This is a genomic window from Escherichia sp. WS1450 (assembly GCF_046487395.1).
Taxonomy (GTDB): Bacteria; Pseudomonadota; Gammaproteobacteria; order Enterobacterales; family Enterobacteriaceae; genus Escherichia; species Escherichia coli.
The window spans coordinates 177,996-196,723 of sequence record NZ_JBJQJO010000003.1 but is presented as its reverse complement, the minus strand read 5'-3'; the positions used below and the strand labels follow the sequence as shown (position 1 = coordinate 196,723).

At 49.0% G+C, this 18,728-nt stretch carries 20 protein-coding genes; 10 read left to right on the top strand and 10 right to left on the bottom strand.

What is annotated here, in order from left to right; translation table 11 throughout:
- Positions 1-18: 18 nt before the first annotated feature.
- Both yhaB and tdcR read right to left on the bottom strand, forming a co-directional pair.
- Positions 19-558 (bottom strand): protein YhaB, encoded by a 540-nt coding sequence (gene yhaB, locus ACJHYR_RS05140; protein WP_000675750.1) that lies wholly within the window; start codon positions 556-558, stop codon positions 19-21.
- 255 nt (positions 559-813) lie between these two features.
- Positions 814-1,032, bottom strand: a complete 219-nt coding sequence (tdcR, locus tag ACJHYR_RS05135) for a transcriptional activator TdcR (RefSeq protein ID WP_014639313.1) — start codon at positions 1,030-1,032, stop codon at positions 814-816.
- A 314-nt stretch (positions 1,033-1,346) separates the two neighbouring features.
- On the opposite strand from tdcR, the gene tdcA reads away from it, so the two are divergent.
- The 9 genes from tdcA to cyuA all read left to right on the top strand — a co-directional run bounded on the left by tdcA (position 1,347) and on the right by cyuA (position 13,071).
- A complete protein-coding gene (tdcA, locus tag ACJHYR_RS05130) occupies positions 1,347-2,285 on the top strand; it encodes a transcriptional regulator TdcA (protein WP_000104211.1) in 939 nt (312 codons plus the stop codon).
- Positions 2,286-2,383: 98 nt separating this feature from the next.
- The gene (gene tdcB / locus ACJHYR_RS05125; protein ID WP_000548347.1) at positions 2,384-3,373 is read left to right on the top strand and encodes a bifunctional threonine ammonia-lyase/L-serine ammonia-lyase TdcB; all 990 of its coding nucleotides are present in this window, start codon (positions 2,384-2,386) and stop codon (positions 3,371-3,373) included.
- 21 nt (positions 3,374-3,394) lie between these two features.
- On the top strand, positions 3,395-4,726 hold the full coding sequence (gene tdcC / locus ACJHYR_RS05120) for a threonine/serine transporter TdcC (protein WP_000107721.1): 1,332 nt from the start codon (positions 3,395-3,397) through the stop codon (positions 4,724-4,726).
- Between the two features lie 25 nt (positions 4,727-4,751).
- Positions 4,752-5,960 (top strand): propionate kinase, encoded by a 1,209-nt coding sequence (gene tdcD / locus ACJHYR_RS05115; RefSeq protein ID WP_001389443.1) that lies wholly within the window; start codon positions 4,752-4,754, stop codon positions 5,958-5,960.
- Between the two features lie 33 nt (positions 5,961-5,993).
- The gene (gene tdcE / locus ACJHYR_RS05110; RefSeq protein ID WP_000861746.1) at positions 5,994-8,288 is read left to right on the top strand and encodes a 2-ketobutyrate formate-lyase/pyruvate formate-lyase; all 2,295 of its coding nucleotides are present in this window, start codon (positions 5,994-5,996) and stop codon (positions 8,286-8,288) included.
- 13 nt (positions 8,289-8,301) lie between these two features.
- Complete coding sequence (locus ACJHYR_RS05105; RefSeq protein ID WP_000719990.1) at positions 8,302-8,691, top strand: enamine/imine deaminase; 390 nt, start codon at positions 8,302-8,304, stop codon at positions 8,689-8,691.
- A 71-nt stretch (positions 8,692-8,762) separates the two neighbouring features.
- On the top strand, positions 8,763-10,127 hold the full coding sequence (tdcG, locus tag ACJHYR_RS05100) for an L-serine ammonia-lyase (RefSeq protein WP_000622115.1): 1,365 nt from the start codon (positions 8,763-8,765) through the stop codon (positions 10,125-10,127).
- Between the two features lie 274 nt (positions 10,128-10,401).
- Positions 10,402-11,733, top strand: coding sequence for an amino acid permease (locus tag ACJHYR_RS05095; protein ID WP_000401593.1), 1,332 nt, complete (start codon positions 10,402-10,404; stop codon positions 11,731-11,733).
- Between the two features lie 27 nt (positions 11,734-11,760).
- On the top strand, positions 11,761-13,071 hold the full coding sequence (gene cyuA, locus ACJHYR_RS05090; protein ID WP_000460503.1) for a cysteine desulfidase: 1,311 nt from the start codon (positions 11,761-11,763) through the stop codon (positions 13,069-13,071).
- A gap of 132 nt (positions 13,072-13,203) precedes the next feature.
- Here the strand turns inward: cyuA and yhaL are convergent, their stop codons facing one another.
- Positions 13,204-13,368 carry a protein YhaL gene (gene yhaL, locus ACJHYR_RS05085; protein WP_001306007.1) on the bottom strand — a complete coding sequence of 55 codons (165 nt, stop codon included), beginning with the start codon at positions 13,366-13,368 and terminating at the stop codon, positions 13,204-13,206.
- 22 nt (positions 13,369-13,390) lie between these two features.
- Positions 13,391-14,092 carry a pirin family protein gene (locus ACJHYR_RS05080; protein ID WP_000633599.1) on the bottom strand — a complete coding sequence of 234 codons (702 nt, stop codon included), beginning with the start codon at positions 14,090-14,092 and terminating at the stop codon, positions 13,391-13,393.
- A gap of 104 nt (positions 14,093-14,196) precedes the next feature.
- Here ACJHYR_RS05080 and yhaJ point away from each other — a divergent pair, with 104 nt between their 5' ends.
- Positions 14,197-15,093, top strand: coding sequence for a DNA-binding transcriptional regulator YhaJ (gene yhaJ / locus ACJHYR_RS05075; RefSeq protein ID WP_001041010.1), 897 nt, complete (start codon positions 14,197-14,199; stop codon positions 15,091-15,093).
- A gap of 50 nt (positions 15,094-15,143) precedes the next feature.
- On the opposite strand, the gene ACJHYR_RS05070 is transcribed toward yhaJ, so the two are convergent.
- From ACJHYR_RS05070 to ACJHYR_RS05045, 6 genes are all read right to left on the bottom strand, one after another.
- Positions 15,144-15,500 (bottom strand): DUF805 domain-containing protein, encoded by a 357-nt coding sequence (locus ACJHYR_RS05070; protein WP_001198802.1) that lies wholly within the window; start codon positions 15,498-15,500, stop codon positions 15,144-15,146.
- Between the two features lie 241 nt (positions 15,501-15,741).
- Positions 15,742-16,107: a DUF805 domain-containing protein gene (locus ACJHYR_RS05065; protein WP_000384145.1), complete on the bottom strand. Its 366-nt coding sequence runs from the start codon at positions 16,105-16,107 to the stop codon at positions 15,742-15,744.
- Positions 16,108-16,398: 291 nt separating this feature from the next.
- Entirely contained in the window at positions 16,399-17,385 is a 987-nt protein-coding gene (gene yqjG / locus ACJHYR_RS05060) for a glutathionyl-hydroquinone reductase YqjG (RefSeq protein ID WP_000531202.1), read from the bottom strand.
- A 69-nt stretch (positions 17,386-17,454) separates the two neighbouring features.
- A complete protein-coding gene (locus ACJHYR_RS05055) occupies positions 17,455-17,847 on the bottom strand; it encodes a DoxX family protein (protein WP_000732240.1) in 393 nt (130 codons plus the stop codon).
- A 185-nt stretch (positions 17,848-18,032) separates the two neighbouring features.
- Positions 18,033-18,332: a YqjK-like family protein gene (locus ACJHYR_RS05050; RefSeq protein ID WP_000095939.1), complete on the bottom strand. Its 300-nt coding sequence runs from the start codon at positions 18,330-18,332 to the stop codon at positions 18,033-18,035.
- Positions 18,322-18,726, bottom strand: coding sequence for a phage holin family protein (locus ACJHYR_RS05045; protein ID WP_000785722.1), 405 nt, complete (start codon positions 18,724-18,726; stop codon positions 18,322-18,324). Before ACJHYR_RS05045 ends, ACJHYR_RS05050 begins: the two co-directional genes overlap by 11 nt.
- Positions 18,727-18,728 lie beyond the last annotated feature (2 nt).

The window sequence follows — 18,728 nt, the reverse complement described above, 5'->3', positions numbered from 1 at the left end:
TTTATCCTTCATAAATAATCAATAAAAATCATTATTAAAATGATCGGGTGAAAAAAAGAGAATTTGCCAACAATCTGAAGGAATGGAGGTTTTATTAAAGTACGTAGGGGGGGTTAAGATGGCTTCTTTTCGGGTGAATTTTGCACAATACTTAGAAATCGTCTCCTTAATACACTCCAGCTCTTTTTTATTGACGGCTGAGCAAGTACATTGTTCGCCAAAAGGTGCAAAAGTGCCTACATCTAATGTTTGTATGATATAATCGTCATGTTCTCCTGTAGAAATATCTATGATGAATGGACTCATATTTTCCGGTTGGATTCGAATCATGACAGAAGGAACATCGCCTTGATAGAAGTTCAATGCAGTAATTGCAGATAATACTCTCCGCAGTTCATTACTTATACTGTATATTTTATTAACGTCATTGGTGGAGACAATTTCTGCAAACTTTCTTTTTACCGTCCAATAATCAATATTTCTGTTGTGATTGTTAACCACTGCGTGCATTGGCGGGATTGAAGGGTGAAAAATATGTGCAATTGGGAAGCCTTTCATTGATGCCTGCCTTGTCATCATGACAAACAATAATAGATGCTTATTTTCCTCGCACGGCACTTTCGCACTATCAAAAAACGCTCATTTACCCGGCATTACAGTAAACGAAGCAACATTCTGTGGCCTACGCCGATCAAAAGCTCTGTGAAAATTCCCCTTGTTGTCTTTGGCTGACCTTATCGCGGCGACCAGCAATTATTCGTTTTGTGATCCTCAACACAAAATGCTATTCGTCACCTATGAGGGGAGAGGAATTTATGGAAAACGATTGCATTCACAAAATGACGTCCTGTCAGAAGAGAAAAAGTTGACGTTAATCAATTGTTCGAGATGATCAATACCTGTATTCGAAATTTTAACATATTGATAAAATAAATGTTTGTTCTCCAACAAATAGCGTGAAAAAATGTGACGTGCCGCATTATTTATCGCTGAAAATGATTTATTTATAATAAAATTTGAGAACTTGCTCATTAAATTTAACTCAAAATTTGCCTGGTAATTATCCGGTAATTGCTTGAAATATGGTCTCAGCCCCTTTTTTGTATTAACCACATAACGAATGATGTTATCGCCATAAAATATGGTTATCCCCGTCATTTTTTTTGACAAAAATCAGGGTTTATGCTGATTTTTATACTTTAACTTATTGATATATAAAGATATTTAATTGGAATAACGATACCATGGAAAGTATTGAAAGTTAATTTGTGAGTGGTCGCACATATCCTGTTCATTTCATTTTGATACACTTCATGCCGTCAATGAGGTAATTAACGTAGGTCGTTATGAGCACTATTCTTCTTCCGAAAACGCAACACCTGGTAGTCTTTCAGGAAGTCATTAGAAGTGGTTCTATCGGCTCGGCTGCAAAAGAATTAGGGTTAACTCAACCGGCTGTCAGTAAAATCATTAACGATATTGAAGATTATTTTGGCGTGGAATTAGTGGTGCGGAAAAATACCGGTGTAACATTAACACCTGCCGGTCAATTGTTACTCTCCCGTTCCGAATCCATTACCCGTGAAATGAAAAATATGGTTAATGAGATAAGCGGTATGTCTTCTGAGGCGGTGGTGGAAGTCTCATTTGGTTTTCCTTCATTGATTGGTTTTACTTTTATGTCAGGGATGATCAACAAGTTCAAAGAGGTGTTCCCGAAAGCGCAGGTTTCTATGTATGAAGCGCAACTGTCTTCGTTCTTACCGGCAATCCGCGACGGTCGACTGGATTTTGCGATTGGTACGTTAAGCGCAGAAATGAAGCTTCAGGATTTACATGTTGAGCCGCTGTTCGAGTCCGAGTTTGTGCTGGTAGCCAGTAAGTCCCGAACATGCACCGGCACCACCACGCTGGAGTCGTTGAAGAACGAACAGTGGGTGTTGCCACAAACCAATATGGGGTACTACAGCGAGCTACTTACTACGTTACAAAGGAATGGCATCAGTATTGAAAACATCGTTAAAACCGACTCAGTCGTGACAATTTATAATCTTGTTCTCAATGCTGATTTCTTAACTGTAATTCCTTGTGATATGACATCACCTTTTGGTTCAAATCAATTTATTACTATTCCGGTTGAAGAAACGTTACCTGTGGCACAATATGCCGCGGTATGGTCGAAAAATTATCGTATTAAAAAAGCAGCATCGGTTTTGGTGGAATTAGCCAAAGAGTATTCATCTTATAATGGGTGTAGACGAAGGCAATTAATTGAAGTTGGTTAGTTATTTGTTTTTATTTAAACATAAATAATCCACCTGTCTGTTTTGCAGGTGTCGGTTACGGTTACCTACATATTTAATTCAGGCTAAGAGGTTTTATAATGCATATTACATACGATCTCCCGGTTGCTATTGATGACATCATTGAAGCTAAACAACGACTGGCTGGGCGAATTTATAAAACAGGCATGCCTCGCTCCAACTATTTTAGTGAACGTTGCAAAGGTGAAATATTCCTCAAATTCGAAAACATGCAGCGTACCGGTTCATTTAAAATTCGTGGCGCATTTAATAAATTAAGTTCACTGACCGATGCGGAAAAACGTAAAGGTGTAGTGGCCTGCTCTGCGGGCAACCATGCGCAAGGGGTTTCGCTCTCCTGCGCGATGCTGGGTATCGACGGTAAAGTGGTGATGCCAAAAGGCGCGCCGAAATCCAAAGTAGCGGCAACGTGCGACTACTCCGCAGAAGTCGTTCTGCATGGTGATAACTTCAACGACACTATCGCTAAAGTGAGCGAAATTGTCGAAATGGAAGGCCGTATTTTTATCCCACCTTACGATGATCCGAAAGTGATTGCTGGCCAGGGAACGATTGGTCTGGAAATTATGGAAGATCTCTATGATGTCGATAACGTGATTGTGCCAATTGGTGGTGGCGGTTTAATTGCTGGTATTGCGGTGGCAATAAAATCTATTAACCCGACCATTCGTGTTATTGGCGTACAGTCAGAAAACGTTCACGGCATGGCGGCTTCTTTCCACTCCGGAGAAATAACCACGCACCGAACTACCGGCACCCTGGCGGATGGTTGTGATGTCTCCCGCCCGGGTAATTTAACTTACGAAATCGTTCGTGAATTAGTCGATGACATCGTGCTGGTCAGCGAAGATGAAATCAGAAACAGTATGATTGCCTTAATTCAGCGCAATAAAGTCGTCACCGAAGGCGCAGGCGCTCTGGCATGTGCTGCATTATTAAGCGGTAAATTAGACCAATATATTCAAAACAGAAAAACCGTCAGTATTATTTCCGGCGGCAATATCGATCTTTCTCGCGTCTCTCAAATCACCGGTTTCGTTGACGCTTAATTAATTCGTTGAGGATAGGATATGAGTACTTCAGATAGCATTGTATCCAGCCAGACAAAACAATCGTCCTGGCGTAAATCAGATACCACATGGACGTTAGGCTTGTTTGGTACGGCAATCGGCGCCGGGGTGCTGTTCTTCCCTATCCGCGCAGGTTTTGGCGGACTGATCCCGATTCTTCTGATGTTGGTATTAGCATACCCCATCGCATTTTATTGCCACCGGGCGCTGGCGCGTCTGTGTCTTTCTGGCTCTAACCCTTCCGGCAACATTACGGAAACGGTGGAAGAGCATTTTGGTAAAACTGGCGGCGTGGTTATCACGTTCCTGTACTTCTTCGCGATTTGCCCACTGCTGTGGATTTATGGCGTTACTATTACCAACACCTTTATGACCTTCTGGGAAAACCAGCTCGGCTTTGCACCGCTGAATCGCGGCTTTGTGGCGCTGTTCCTGTTGCTGCTGATGGCTTTCGTCATCTGGTTTGGTAAGGATCTGATGGTTAAAGTGATGAGCTACCTGGTATGGCCGTTTATCGCCAGCCTGGTGCTGATTTCTCTGTCGCTGATCCCTTACTGGAACTCTGCAGTTATCGACCAGGTTGACCTCGGTTCGCTGTCGTTAACCGGTCATGACGGTATCCTGATCACTGTCTGGCTGGGGATTTCCATCATGGTTTTCTCCTTTAACTTCTCGCCAATCGTCTCTTCCTTCGTGGTTTCTAAACGTGAAGAGTATGAGAAAGACTTCGGTCGCGACTTCACCGAACGTAAATGTTCCCAAATCATTTCTCGTGCCAGCATGCTGATGGTTGCAGTGGTGATGTTCTTTGCCTTTAGCTGCCTGTTTACGCTGTCTCCGGCCAACATGGCGGAAGCCAAAGCGCAGAATATTCCAGTGCTTTCTTATCTGGCTAACCACTTTGCGTCCATGACCGGTACCAAAACAACGTTCGCGATTACACTGGAATATGCGGCTTCCATCATCGCACTCGTGGCTATCTTCAAATCTTTCTTCGGTCACTATCTGGGGACGCTGGAAGGCTTGAATGGCCTGATTCTGAAGTTCGGTTATAAAGGTGACAAAACCAAAGTGTCGCTGGGTAAACTGAATACTCTCAGCATGATCTTCATCATGGGCTCCACCTGGGTTGTTGCCTACGCCAACCCGAACATCCTCGACCTGATTGAAGCCATGGGCGCACCGATTATCGCATCCCTGCTGTGCCTGTTGCCGATGTATGCCATCCGTAAAGCGCCGTCTCTGGCGAAATACCGTGGTCGTCTGGATAACGTGTTTGTTACCGTGATTGGTCTGCTGACCATCCTGAACATCGTATACAAACTGTTTTAATCCGTAACTCAGGATGAGAAAAGAGATGAATGAATTTCCGGTTGTTTTGGTTATTAACTGTGGTTCGTCTTCGATTAAGTTTTCCGTGCTCGATGCCAGCGACTGTGAAGTATTAATGTCAGGTATTGCCGACGGTATTAACTCGGAAAATGCATTCTTATCCGTAAATGGGGGAGAGCCAGCACCGCTGGCTCACCACAGCTACGAAGGTGCATTGAAGGCAATTGCATTTGAACTGGAAAAACGGAATTTAAATGACAGCGTGGCCTTAATTGGCCACCGCATCGCTCACGGCGGCAGTATTTTTACCGAGTCCGCCATTATTACCGATGAAGTCATTGATAATATCCGTCGCGTTTCTCCACTGGCACCCCTGCATAATTACGCCAATTTAAGTGGTATTGAATCGGCGCAGCAATTATTTCCTGGCGTAACTCAGGTGGCGGTATTTGATACCAGTTTCCACCAGACGATGGCTCCGGAAGCTTATTTATACGGCCTGCCGTGGAAATATTATGAAGAGTTAGGTGTACGCCGTTATGGTTTCCACGGCACGTCGCACCGCTATGTTTCCCAGCGCGCACATTCTTTGCTGAATCTGGCGGAAGATGACTCCGGCCTGGTTGTGGCGCATCTTGGCAATGGCGCGTCAATCTGCGCAGTTCGCAACGGTCAGAGTGTTGACACTTCAATGGGAATGACGCCGCTGGAAGGCTTGATGATGGGTACCCGCAGTGGTGATGTCGACTTTGGTGCGATGTCCTGGGTCGCCAGCCAAACCAACCAGAGCCTGGGTGACCTGGAACGCGTAGTGAATAAAGAGTCGGGATTATTAGGTATTTCCGGTCTTTCTTCGGATTTACGTGTTCTGGAAAAAGCCTGGCATGAAGGTCACGAACGCGCGCAACTGGCAATTAAAACCTTTGTTCACCGAATTGCCCGTCATATTGCCGGACACGCAGCCTCATTACGTCGCCTGGATGGAATTATATTCACCGGCGGAATAGGAGAAAATTCAAGTTTAATTCGTCGTCTGGTCATGGAACATTTGGCTGTATTAGGCGTAGAGATTGATACAGAAATGAATAATCGCTCTAACTCCTGTGGAGAGCGAATTGTTTCCAGTGAAAATGCCCGTGTCATTTGCGCCGTTATCCCAACCAACGAAGAAAAAATGATTGCTTTGGATGCCATTCATTTAGGCAAAGTGAACGCGTCCGCAGAATTTGCATAATTTAGTTGAAGTATTGTAGAGAGATTATTTTTCATGAAGGTAGATATTGATACCAGCGATAAGCTGTACGCCGACGCATGGCTTGGCTTTAAAGGTACGGACTGGAAAAACGAAATTAATGTCCGCGATTTTATTCAACATAACTATACACCGTATGAAGGCGATGAATCTTTCCTCGCTGAAGCGACGCCAGCCACCACGGAATTGTGGGAAAAGGTGATGGAAGGCATTCGTATTGAAAACGCAACCCACGCGCCGGTTGATTTCGATACCAATATTGCCACCACCATTACCGCTCATGATGCGGGATATATTAACCAGCCGCTGGAAAAAATAGTGGGCCTGCAAACGGATGCGCCATTAAAGCGTGCGCTGCATCCGTTCGGTGGCATTAATATGATTAAAAGTTCATTCCACGCCTATGGCCGTGAAATGGACAGTGAATTTGAATATCTGTTTACCGATCTGCGTAAAACCCATAATCAGGGCGTATTTGATGTTTACTCACCGGATATGCTGCGCTGCCGTAAATCGGGTGTACTGACTGGTTTGCCAGATGGTTATGGCCGTGGGCGCATTATCGGTGACTACCGCCGCGTGGCGCTGTATGGCATCAGTTATCTGGTGCGTGAACGCGAACTGCAATTTGCCGATCTCCAGTCCCGTCTGGAAAAAGGCGAGGATCTGGAAGCCACTATCCGTCTGCGTGAGGAGCTGGCAGAGCATCGTCATGCGCTGTTGCAGATTCAGGAAATGGCGGCGAAATATGGCTTTGATGTCTCTCGCCCGGCGCAGAATGCGCAGGAAGCGGTGCAGTGGCTCTACTTCGCTTACCTGGCGGCAGTGAAATCACAGAACGGCGGCGCGATGTCGCTGGGTCGCACGGCATCGTTCCTCGATATCTACATTGAGCGCGACTTTAAAGCTGGCGTACTCAATGAGCAGCAGGCACAGGAACTGATCGATCACTTCATCATGAAGATCCGTATGGTACGCTTCCTGCGTACACCGGAATTTGATTCGCTGTTCTCCGGCGACCCAATCTGGGCGACGGAAGTGATCGGCGGGATGGGGCTGGACGGTCGTACGCTGGTGACCAAAAACTCCTTCCGCTATTTGCACACCCTGCACACTATGGGGCCTGCACCGGAACCTAACCTGACCATTCTTTGGTCGGAAGAATTACCGATTGCCTTCAAAAAATATGCCGCGCAGGTGTCGATCGTCACCTCTTCCTTGCAGTATGAAAACGACGATCTGATGCGTACTGACTTCAACAGCGACGATTACGCGATTGCCTGCTGCGTCAGCCCAATGGTGATTGGTAAGCAGATGCAGTTCTTTGGTGCGCGCGCTAACCTGGCGAAAACACTGCTGTACGCAATTAACGGCGGGGTGGATGAGAAGCTGAAGATTCAGGTCGGGCCGAAAACAGCACCATTGATGGACGACGTGCTGGACTACGACAAAGTGATGGACAGCCTCGATCATTTCATGGACTGGCTGGCAGTGCAGTACATCAGCGCGCTGAATATCATCCACTACATGCACGACAAGTACAGCTATGAAGCCTCGCTGATGGCGCTGCACGATCGTGATGTTTATCGCACGATGGCTTGCGGCATCGCGGGTCTGTCGGTGGCGACGGACTCCCTGTCTGCCATCAAATATGCCCGCGTGAAACCGATCCGTGACGAAAACGGCCTGGCGGTGGATTTCGAAATCGACGGCGAATATCCGCAGTATGGCAACAACGACGAGCGCGTAGACAGCATTGCCTGCGATCTGGTTGAACGCTTTATGAAGAAAATTAAAGCGCTGCCAACCTATCGCAACGCCGTCCCTACCCAGTCGATTCTGACTATCACTTCTAACGTGGTGTACGGCCAGAAAACCGGTAACACGCCAGACGGTCGTCGTGCGGGTACACCGTTCGCACCGGGCGCTAACCCGATGCACGGTCGTGACCGCAAAGGTGCGGTAGCCTCGCTGACGTCGGTGGCGAAACTGCCGTTCACCTACGCCAAAGACGGGATCTCGTACACCTTCTCGATCGTGCCTGCGGCGCTGGGCAAAGAAGATCCAGTACGTAAAACCAACCTTGTCGGCCTGCTGGATGGGTATTTCCACCACGAAGCGGATGTCGAAGGCGGTCAACACCTCAACGTCAACGTAATGAATAGGGAAATGCTGCTGGATGCCATCGAGCACCCGGAAAAATATCCTAACCTGACAATCCGTGTCTCTGGCTACGCCGTGCGCTTCAACGCACTGACCCGTGAACAGCAACAGGATGTTATTTCACGTACTTTTACCCAGGCGCTCTGACGCCGGAGGATGTATGAAAAAGATTATCGAAACGCAACGTGCCCCAGGCGCAATCGGCCCTTATGTTCAGGGCGTTGATTTAGGCAGTATGGTCTTCACCTCCGGGCAAATTCCGGTTTGCCCACAAACCGGTGAGATCCCGGCTGATGTGCAAGATCAGGCGCGTTTAAGCCTCGAAAACGTCAAAGCGATCGTGGTTGCTGCCGGGCTGAGCGTGGGCGATATCATCAAGATGACCGTGTTCATCACCGATCTGAATGATTTTGCCACCATCAACGAAGTCTATAAGCAGTTCTTCGATGAGCATCAGGCGACCTACCCGACCCGGAGCTGTGTACAGGTCGCGCGTTTGCCGAAAGATGTGAAGCTGGAAATTGAAGCCATCGCAGTACGTAGTGCGTAAAGCCTCGTGAGCGGGACGGTCGCAAGGTCGTTCCGCTCCACTTCACTGAACGGCAATCCGAGGGTGTGGATATGATTAGTGCATTCGATATTTTCAAAATTGGGATTGGTCCCTCCAGTTCGCATACCGTGGGGCCAATGAATGCCGGAAAAAGTTTTATTGATCGGCTGGAAAGTAGCGGCTTATTAACCGCGACGAGCCATATTGTGGTCGATCTGTACGGGTCGTTGTCACTGACGGGCAAAGGCCATGCCACGGATGTCGCCATCATCATGGGACTGGCAGGAAACAGTCCGCAGGATGTTGTCATTGATGAGATCCCTGCATTTATAGAGTTAGTAACGCGCAGCGGGCGGCTGCCAGTGGCATCTGGTGCGCATATTGTTGATTTTCCTGTAGCAAAGAACATTATCTTCCATCCCGAAATGTTGCCTCGCCATGAGAACGGAATGCGGATCACTGCCTGGAAGGGACAGGAAGCGCTATTAAGTAAAACCTATTACTCTGTCGGCGGCGGGTTTATTGTCGAAGAAGAACACTTCGGCCTGTCGCACGATGTCGAAACGTCCGTACCTTACGATTTCCACTCAGCAGGTGAACTGCTGAAAATGTGTGATTACAACGGCCTGTCTATATCTGGTCTGATGATGCACAACGAGCTGGCGCTGCGCAGCAAAGCGGAAATTGACGCAGGGTTTGCCCGTATCTGGCAAGTGATGCATGACGGTATTGAACGCGGGATGAACACTGAAGGCGTGCTGCCTGGTCCGCTCAATGTGCCGCGTCGTGCCGTAGCGCTGCGTCGTCAGCTGGTTTCCAGCGATAACATCTCTAACGATCCGATGAATGTCATCGACTGGATCAACATGTATGCGCTGGCGGTTAGTGAAGAAAACGCAGCTGGCGGGCGTGTGGTAACGGCACCGACTAACGGTGCGTGCGGCATTATTCCGGCAGTGCTGGCTTATTACGATAAGTTCCGTCGTCCGGTAAACGAGCGGTCAATTGCCCGCTATTTTCTGGCCGCGGGAGCTATTGGCGCGCTGTATAAAATGAACGCCTCCATCTCTGGCGCGGAAGTCGGCTGTCAGGGGGAGATTGGCGTGGCCTGTTCAATGGCGGCGGCAGGGTTAACTGAACTCCTGGGCGGCAGTCCGGCGCAGGTATGCAATGCGGCGGAAATCGCGATGGAGCATAACCTTGGGCTGACCTGCGATCCGGTTGCCGGACAGGTACAAATCCCGTGCATTGAACGTAATGCCATTAATGCCGTGAAAGCAGTAAATGCCGCACGGATGGCGATGCGCCGCACCTCGGCACCACGTGTTTCACTCGATAAAGTGATCGAGACGATGTATGAAACCGGCAAAGATATGAACGATAAATACCGCGAAACATCACGCGGAGGACTGGCCATTAAAGTGGTCTGCGGCTGACATTACTGTCAGCTTTCATCCTTGGGTGCACAAATGTGCACCTTTTTTTTGTGATCTGCCGCAAATAGAGAATGAATATTCTCTTGTGATTAATTTAGTAGAAAATTCTTATCCATCTCCGTTATTTCAAAGTCTTGATTGTGAAGATTTTCTCTGACCTCGCGCGTATCATTTCTTTATTCTAATAACTCGCCTGCAAAAACGTAGACCGCATATCGCCTTGATGCGGCTCGGAAAAAAATAATAAGCCCTACAAAATATTGAGCGAGAAATTATGGAAATTGCATCGAATAAAGGCGTCATTGCAGACGCTTCGACCCCGGCGGGTCGTGCTGGAATGAGTGAGAGCGAGTGGCGAGAAGCGATCAAATTCGACAGTACTGACACCGGCTGGGTGATTATGAGTATCGGGATGGCGATTGGCGCGGGGATTGTTTTTCTCCCGGTGCAGGTCGGTTTGATGGGATTGTGGGTATTTTTGCTCTCATCGGTGATTGGTTACCCGGCAATGTATCTGTTTCAGCGATTGTTTATTAATACGCTGGCAGAATCACCAGAATGTAAAGATTACCCGAGTGTCATTAGCGGTTATTTAGGTAAAAACTGGGGCATCCTGTTAGGTGCGCTCTATTTCGTAATGCTGGTGATTTGGATGTTCGTCTATTCCACCGCCATCACCAACGATAGTGCTTCCTACCTGCATACCTTCGGCGTGACGGAAGGGTTGCTGTCAGACAGTCCCTTTTATGGTCTGGTACTGATTTGCATTCTGGTGGCGATCTCCTCACGCGGCGAGAAATTGTTATTCAAAATTTCGACGGGCATGGTGCTGACCAAGCTGCTGGTGGTCGCGGCGCTGGGCGTGTCGATGGTGGGAATGTGGCATCTGTATAACGTCGGTTCTCTACCGCCGCTGGGGCTACTGGTGAAAAACGCCATTATTACGCTGCCGTTTACCCTGACGTCGATTCTGTTTATCCAGACGTTAAGCCCGATGGTGATCTCTTATCGCTCGCGGGAAAAATCAATTGAAGTGGCGCGGCATAAAGCATTGCGGGCAATGAATATCGCGTTTGGCATTTTGTTTGTCACCGTCTTTTTCTACGCCGTGTCGTTCACGCTGGCGATGGGACATGACGAAGCGGTAAAAGCCTACGAGCAGAATATTTCCGCGTTGGCGATTGCCGCACAGTTTATTAGCGGTGACGGCGCAGCGTGGGTGAAAGTGGTCAGCGTCATTCTCAATATCTTTGCTGTAATGACTGCATTCTTTGGCGTCTATTTAGGCTTTCGCGAAGCAACGCAAGGGATCGTAATGAACATCCTGCGTCGCAAGATACCTGCCGAGAAGATTAACGAAAATCTCGTTCAGCGCGGCATCATGATTTTCGCCATTTTGCTGGCCTGGAGCGCCATCGTACTGAACGCCCCGGTGTTGAGCTTCACCTCTATCTGTAGCCCGATTTTCGGCATGGTAGGGTGCCTGATCCCGGCGTGGCTGGTTTACAAAGTACCGGCATTGCACAAATACAAAGGGATGTCTCTGTACCTGATTATCGTCACTGGTTTGTTGCTTTGTGTTTCTCCGTTCCTGGCATTTTCTTGATTTACCTGAAATTTTAAGGTTTTTAATATGTTTGATTCGACTTTAAATCCGTTATGGCAGCGTTACATCCTCGCCGTTCAGGAGGAGGTAAAACCGGCGCTGGGGTGTACTGAACCGATTTCACTGGCGCTAGCGGCGGCGGTTGCTGCGGCTGAACTGGAAGGTCCGGTTGAACGTGTAGAAGCCTGGGTTTCGCCAAATCTGATGAAGAACGGTCTGGGTGTCACCGTTCCCGGTACAGGAATGGTGGGGCTGCCAATTGCGGCGGCGCTGGGAGCGTTAGGTGGAAATGCTAACGCCGGGCTGGAAGTGCTGAAAGACGCAACAGCGCAGGCAATTGCCGATGCCAAAGCACTGCTGGCGGCGGGGAAAGTCTCAGTTAAGATCCAGGAACCTTGCGATGAAATCCTCTTCTCACGCGCCAAAGTCTGGAACGGTGAGAAGTGGGCGTGTGTCACCATCGTCGGCGGGCATACCAACATTGTGCATATTGAGACGCACAATGGTGTGGTGTTTACCCAGCAGGCGTGTGTGACAGAGGGCGAGCAAGAGTCGCCGCTGACGGTGCTTTCAAGAACGACGCTGGCTGAGATCCTGAAGTTCGTCAATGAAGTCCCGTTTGCGGCGATCCGCTTTATTCTCGATTCCGCGAAGCTAAATTGTGCGTTATCGCAGGAAGGTTTGAGCGGTAAGTGGGGGCTGCATATTGGCGCGACGCTGGAAAAACAGTGTGCACGCGGTTTGCTGGCGAAAGATCTCTCTTCATCCATTGTGATTCGTACCAGCGCGGCATCCGATGCGCGTATGGGCGGCGCTACGCTTCCGGCAATGAGTAACTCCGGCTCGGGTAACCAGGGGATCACTGCAACAATGCCAGTGGTGGTGGTAGCAGAACACTTCGGGGCCGATGATGAACGGCTGGCGCGTGCGCTGATGCTTTCGCATTTGAGCGCGATTTACATCCATAACCAGTTACCGCGTTTGTCTGCGCTTTGTGCCGCAACGACCGCAGCAATGGGGGCCGCCGCCGGGATGGCATGGCTGGTGGATGGGCGTTATGAAACCATTTCGATGGCGATCAGCAGTATGATCGGCGATGTCAGCGGCATGATTTGCGATGGTGCGTCGAACAGCTGCGCGATGAAGGTTTCGACCAGTGCTTCGGCTGCGTGGAAAGCGGTGTTAATGGCGCTGGATGATACCGCAGTGACCGGCAATGAAGGGATTGTGGCGCATGATGTTGAGCAGTCGATTGCCAACCTGTGTGCGTTAGCAAGCCATTCGATGCAGCAAACGGATCGGCAGATTATCGAGATTATGGCGAGCAAGGCCAGATAATCGCCAGGTTTTGGGTATCGTGCCGGATGCGATGCTGGCGCATCTTATCCGGCCTACGAATTGCACAATTTGTTGATGTTGTTGGGTTTTGTAGGCCGGATAAGGCGTTTACGCCGCATCCGGCACCTGTCTTTACGCGGTAGCTTCATCCTCGGCTAAACGCGTTTCAGCATCCGCGACGATGGCTTCCAGCTCGCTCAACATCTCTTCATAGCCAAAATTATTGGCGGTGCGAGCAGGTTCTTTCGCCACCACGGGCTTCACTGGCTGACGCTTTTTGGCCGATTTTTTACTCATCATCATCTCCCTGTAAAAACAACTAGACAGGCAAATCTATCAGCAAAGCGCGCAGTGGGGAATCGGCAACCAGCGTAATGTTAGCCTCGTCACGAATAAACGCCCCATCACCGCAGGTTAGCGCCGCTTTCTCTTCATGATGCGTAAGCGCATGAAATTTCCCGTGAATCGATTGCAAATACGCGCGTGGCCCATGCAACTGGAAATTCGCACTTTCGCCTTTGTCGAGCACGATATGGTGCAGCCACACTTGTTGGCGTAATTGCAGGCTTCCCATCGCACCCTCTGGCGAGGCGATTAATTGCTGCTTGTCCATATTAAGCGCCAGCTTTTGAATCAGCGGATTCTCTCGCTGCGGGCAGGCATCCAGCCAAAGCTGCATTCGCGTTAACGGTTTGTCTTTGCTGAGATTGTGTTCGCTATAGCTGACACCCGGCTGGGTAGAGAGCAGCAACGCCTCACCGGAGCTGGTCTGAACATGATTGCCTTCGCTGTCGCGATACTCTGCTTCTCCATCCAGAATCACATTTAAAATATCGACTTTGGGATAGGTTCGCGGCTGAAAGGCGGCACCTGGGGCCAGCACTTCCTGGTTAAGCACGCGCAGGGAGGCATAGCCTAACAATTTCGGGTCGAAGTAGTGTCCAAAGGAAAAAGTATACCGGGCCTGCAACCATCCGTAGTCTGCTTGTCCACACTGCCTGGCAGTTCGGGTAGTAATCATAATTCTTGACCTCTCTTTACTTCCTTTTATGGTAAGGGGCTGGACGCTACATTGTTAGCCAGATATTCTGCCCGGTATGTTCAAATTTCCTGAATGAGAACGAAATGGCCAAAGAAAGGGCATTAACGCTGGAAGCACTACGGGTTATGGATGCGATCGATCGCCGGGGCAGTTTTGCGGCGGCGGCGGATGAGCTGGGACGCGTGCCTTCCGCACTTAGCTACACCATGCAAAAACTGGAAGAAGAGCTGGATGTGGTGCTGTTTGACCGCTCGGGCCATCGCACCAAATTCACCAATGTCGGGAGGATGTTGCTGGAGCGAGGGCGCGTTTTGCTGGAAGCCGCAGATAAACTGACTACCGATGCGGAAGCCCTCGCGCGCGGTTGGGAAACGCATCTCACCATTGTGACCGAGGCGCTGGTACCGACACCTGCCTTTTTCCCGTTAATTGACAAACTGGCGGCAAAAGCCAATACCCAACTGGCAATCATCACCGAAGTGCTGGCGGGGGCGTGGGAACGACTGGAGCAGGGGCGGGCGGATATCGTTATCGCGCCGGATATGCATTTTCGTTCCTCGTCGGAGATCAACTCGCGCAAGCTCTATACGTTAATGAACGTCTACGTTGCCGCGCCTGATCACCCGATTCATCAGGAGCCGGAACCGTTATCTGAAGTGACGCGCGTGAAATATCGTGGAATTGCGGTGGCGGATACCGCTCGTGAGCGCCCGGTATTGACCGTACAGCTACTGGACAAACAGCCGCGTTTAACGGTGAGCACGATTGAAGATAAACGTCAGGCATTACTGGCGGGGCTTGGCGTGGCGACGATGCCGTATCCGATGGTCGAAAAAGATATCGCGGAAGGGCGGTTGCGTGTCGTCAGCCCAGAATCGACCAGCGAGATCGATATTATTATGGCCTGGCGTCGTGACAGTATGGGGGAAGCGAAATCCTGGTGTCTGCGGGAAATTCCCAAACTTTTTAGCGGAAAATAATATTTGTTATTGTTAATAAAAAGGGGCGAAATATCGCCCCAATTTTAATATTAATTTGAACCAAACTTCGGATCGTTTCCGTAACGATTGCTGCCAGAATTGCCCTCTAAACAGGCAAATACAAACAGAACTAACCAGCCAATGATCGGTACCAGATAGAGAAGCGCCCACGCACCTGAACGGTCAGTATCATGCAGACGACGAACGCACAGAGCAATGACCGGAATGATTGTTGCTGCCAGGTAAATGAGAGAAAGGAACGGAAACTCTAAACCTAAAATCAATTGAATGACATTGATAATAGCGCCGACGATGGCGTTAATCAGAGTAAACATCCAGTACTCTTTACGACGTGCGCGACCAGAGAAACCAACATAATTTTTTAATACGGATAAATACCACTGCATAAAAACATCCCTTTAATTAAAAGTGACGAAAGTTTATTCCGGGTATTGTGTAAATGCTATTCGTATCTTTCTTTTTCGGATGTTATAAAGGTTTTGATATTTAAGATAAATACATGGTTATTTTTTATATGTAATTTATATAACGACATTGAAATATTTTAAATAAACATTAGTAAATTATTCATTCATCAACATAATGATAAAAGCCGGATGAGTCAGACATCCGGCGAGGAGATTTGTTTTAAGGTTCCAGTTTTGGATCAGGTCCAAAGCGGTTTTCGCCTGGCGTACCCGCCTGGCAGTTAAAGACGATGATAATAAGCCAGCCGATAAACGGGATTAAGAATAGCAGTGCCCACCACGCCGAGCGGTCGGTGTCGTGCAGGCGGCGGAACTGAACTGCCCACCATGGTAAAAACACCAGAATACCGTAGATTGTCGTCAGGATGCCTTCGCCACCGGCACGTTGCCAGCCTAACATTTTATCCAGCAGCCCCAGCACGAACGTAAAGATGATGTTGACCAGAATAAACATCCAGTACTCTTTGCGCCGCGCACGACCCCGGAAACCGACATAATTTTTTAGTACTTTCAGATACCAGTCCATTTTTGCCTCAATTTTGCTCAATCACTTGTTTTTAAAGCAGCAAATTAAGAATAGACGTGAATGAAATGGCAGTAAATATTCGTTCAAGGAATTAATAAAGTGCCGTGAAGGCGCGCTAAGACTGATGACAAGCGCAAAATCGCCAGATGCGCTACGCTTATCTGGCCTACGCGGCATTGTAACATATTGAATATAAACGTTTTGTAGGTTGGAGAAGACGTTCACGCCGCATCCGACATGAACAACATGCACTTAGCTAATAATCAGAGGCACCCCGTAAGGTGCCTTTTTTTAACCGAAGCGAACATCTCGTCCATGCGGTTCATCGAGATCCTGCCACGGACCAATTGAAATAATCCCCGTAGGGTTGATGGTCTTATGGCTGCGGAAGTAATGATTACGGATGTGATTGAAATTGACAGTTTCGGCGATCCCCGGCATCTGGTAGATATCGCGCAGAAAACCGTACAGATTCAGGTAATCGCTGATGCGGTGCTTATCACACTTGAAGTGGGTCACATACACCGGATCAAAACGGACCAGCGTGGTCCACAGGCGAATATCGGCTTCGGTTAGCTGATTGCCGGTCAGGTAACGATGCTGGCCTAAAATCTGCTCCAGTCGCGCCAGCGATTCAAACACTTTCGCCACCGCCTCGTCGTAAGCTTGCTGGCTGGTGGCAAAACCAGCTTTATACACGCCGTTGTTAACGGTGTCATAAATCCAGCCGTTAAGTTCGTCAATTTTCGTTTGCAGGGCTGGTGGGTAGTAATCACCCGCTTTCGCGCCCAGCGCATCAAACGCGGTATTGAACATGCGGATGATTTCCGCTGATTCGTTGCTGACGATGGTGTGGTTCTTTTTGTCCCAGAGTACGGGAACAGTAACTCGTCCGCTGTAGTGTGGATCGGCGTGGAGATAAAGCTGATACAAAAATTCATGTTGATAGAGTGTATCGCCGGTTGCACCCGGAAAACTGTCATCAAAGGTCCAGCCGTTTTCCAGCATCAGCGGGTTCACTACGGAAACGGAAATAAACGGTTCCAGTCCTTTGAGTTTACGCATGATCAGCGTGCGGTGCGCCCACGGGCAGGCGAGTGAAACATAGAGATGATAACGATCTTTCTCTGCGATAAAACCGCCTGTGCCAGTGGGGCCTGGCGCGCCATCGGCAGTGAGCCAGTTACGAAATGCGGAAGCTGAACGTTGAAATTTACCGCCGGTAGATTTGGTATCGTACCAGGTGTCATGCCAGACGCCGTCAATCAGTTGACCCATATTTCTCTCCTCCAATAGCAAAAACGAGGAGCTTCCTCCTCGTTTTTTATCATTAAGTATAGCGCGTGCTTACCACTTTTTATTCAGCAGGCGGTCGATGCTATACGCGCCCGGACCGGTAATTGCCAGCAGCAGGAATCCGCCAGAAATTGTCAGGTTTTTCATGAACATCAGCGAGTTGACGCCTTCAGCAAAGTTGCTGTGAAATAAAAATGCCGTCAGCAGCGTAAAGCCCGCAGTAAACAGGGCAGTGGTGCGAGTCAGGAAACCGAACAGGATTGCCAGACCACCACCGAACTCAAGCAGAATCACCAGCGGCAGCATAAAACCCGGGACGCCCATTGCTTCCATATATTGTTGGGTACCCGCGTAGCCAGTAATTTTTCCCCAGCCAGCGGTAATAAACAGAATCGGCATTAAAATGCGCGCTACCAGTACACCAACATCTTCTAATTTTTTCATCATACTCTCCACTGCGCCACTCAGGCTGCTGATTGTTTTTTTGTGCAAGGGCGCGGTATTAGCGTCGTTGCTGTCGATGGAGAGAATCATAAACGTGGTGAATGATGAATGTTAGCAAGGAAAACTGTCAAAAATCTTCAAAAAATTTGAGGGATAAGGCCGGAATGGCTCCGGCCAGAGGGAAGTTAACCGCGAAGTTGTTGCTGCTTGAGGGTCGTTTTCACCAGACGCCAGGCGCTCCATACGCCAAAACCGCGTCTGGCCCAGCGGACCAGCATATTAGGATGGCGAATCGTCCAGATCGCCATCACGCTACTGCCTACCAGCGCCCAGGAGCGCAGACTTAGCAGCATATTCCAGCGACGATCGTAAGCGCCTGTTGCCTCCAGCCATTCACGACGACTGGCGGAAAGATCCAGCCGTTGTTGCTGGATCTGGCTCAGCAGTTGCGCCTTACGTCGTTCAAGTTCGACTTTACTGCTCACGGGACTCCTCCTCGAGCAGCTGCCGATCGTTTGCCAGCTCATGGCGCGTGTGGCGCAGCAGGGTGGATTTACGCGATTTACGTAACGTCCAGATACCGCCAATCAGTGCCAGTAGCAGCAACACCACGGTGGTGGCAATCATCGCATTCAGGCGATATTGCGGATCAACCGCCCAAATAATCAGCACCATCAGGCTCATAAGACCAAATGCAGCGAAAAGCATCGTCAGGCCCAGCATCAGTAAAAGTTGAAAGAGATTCGCTTTTTCCTCTTCCAGCTCCACCACCGCCAGCCGCAGACGTGTTTCCACCATTTCAACCATGATGGAAACAATTCGCTGCCCGATGCCCAGAACGCTTTTACCGGGCCCTTGCGCGTGATGAGTGTCCGCCATAA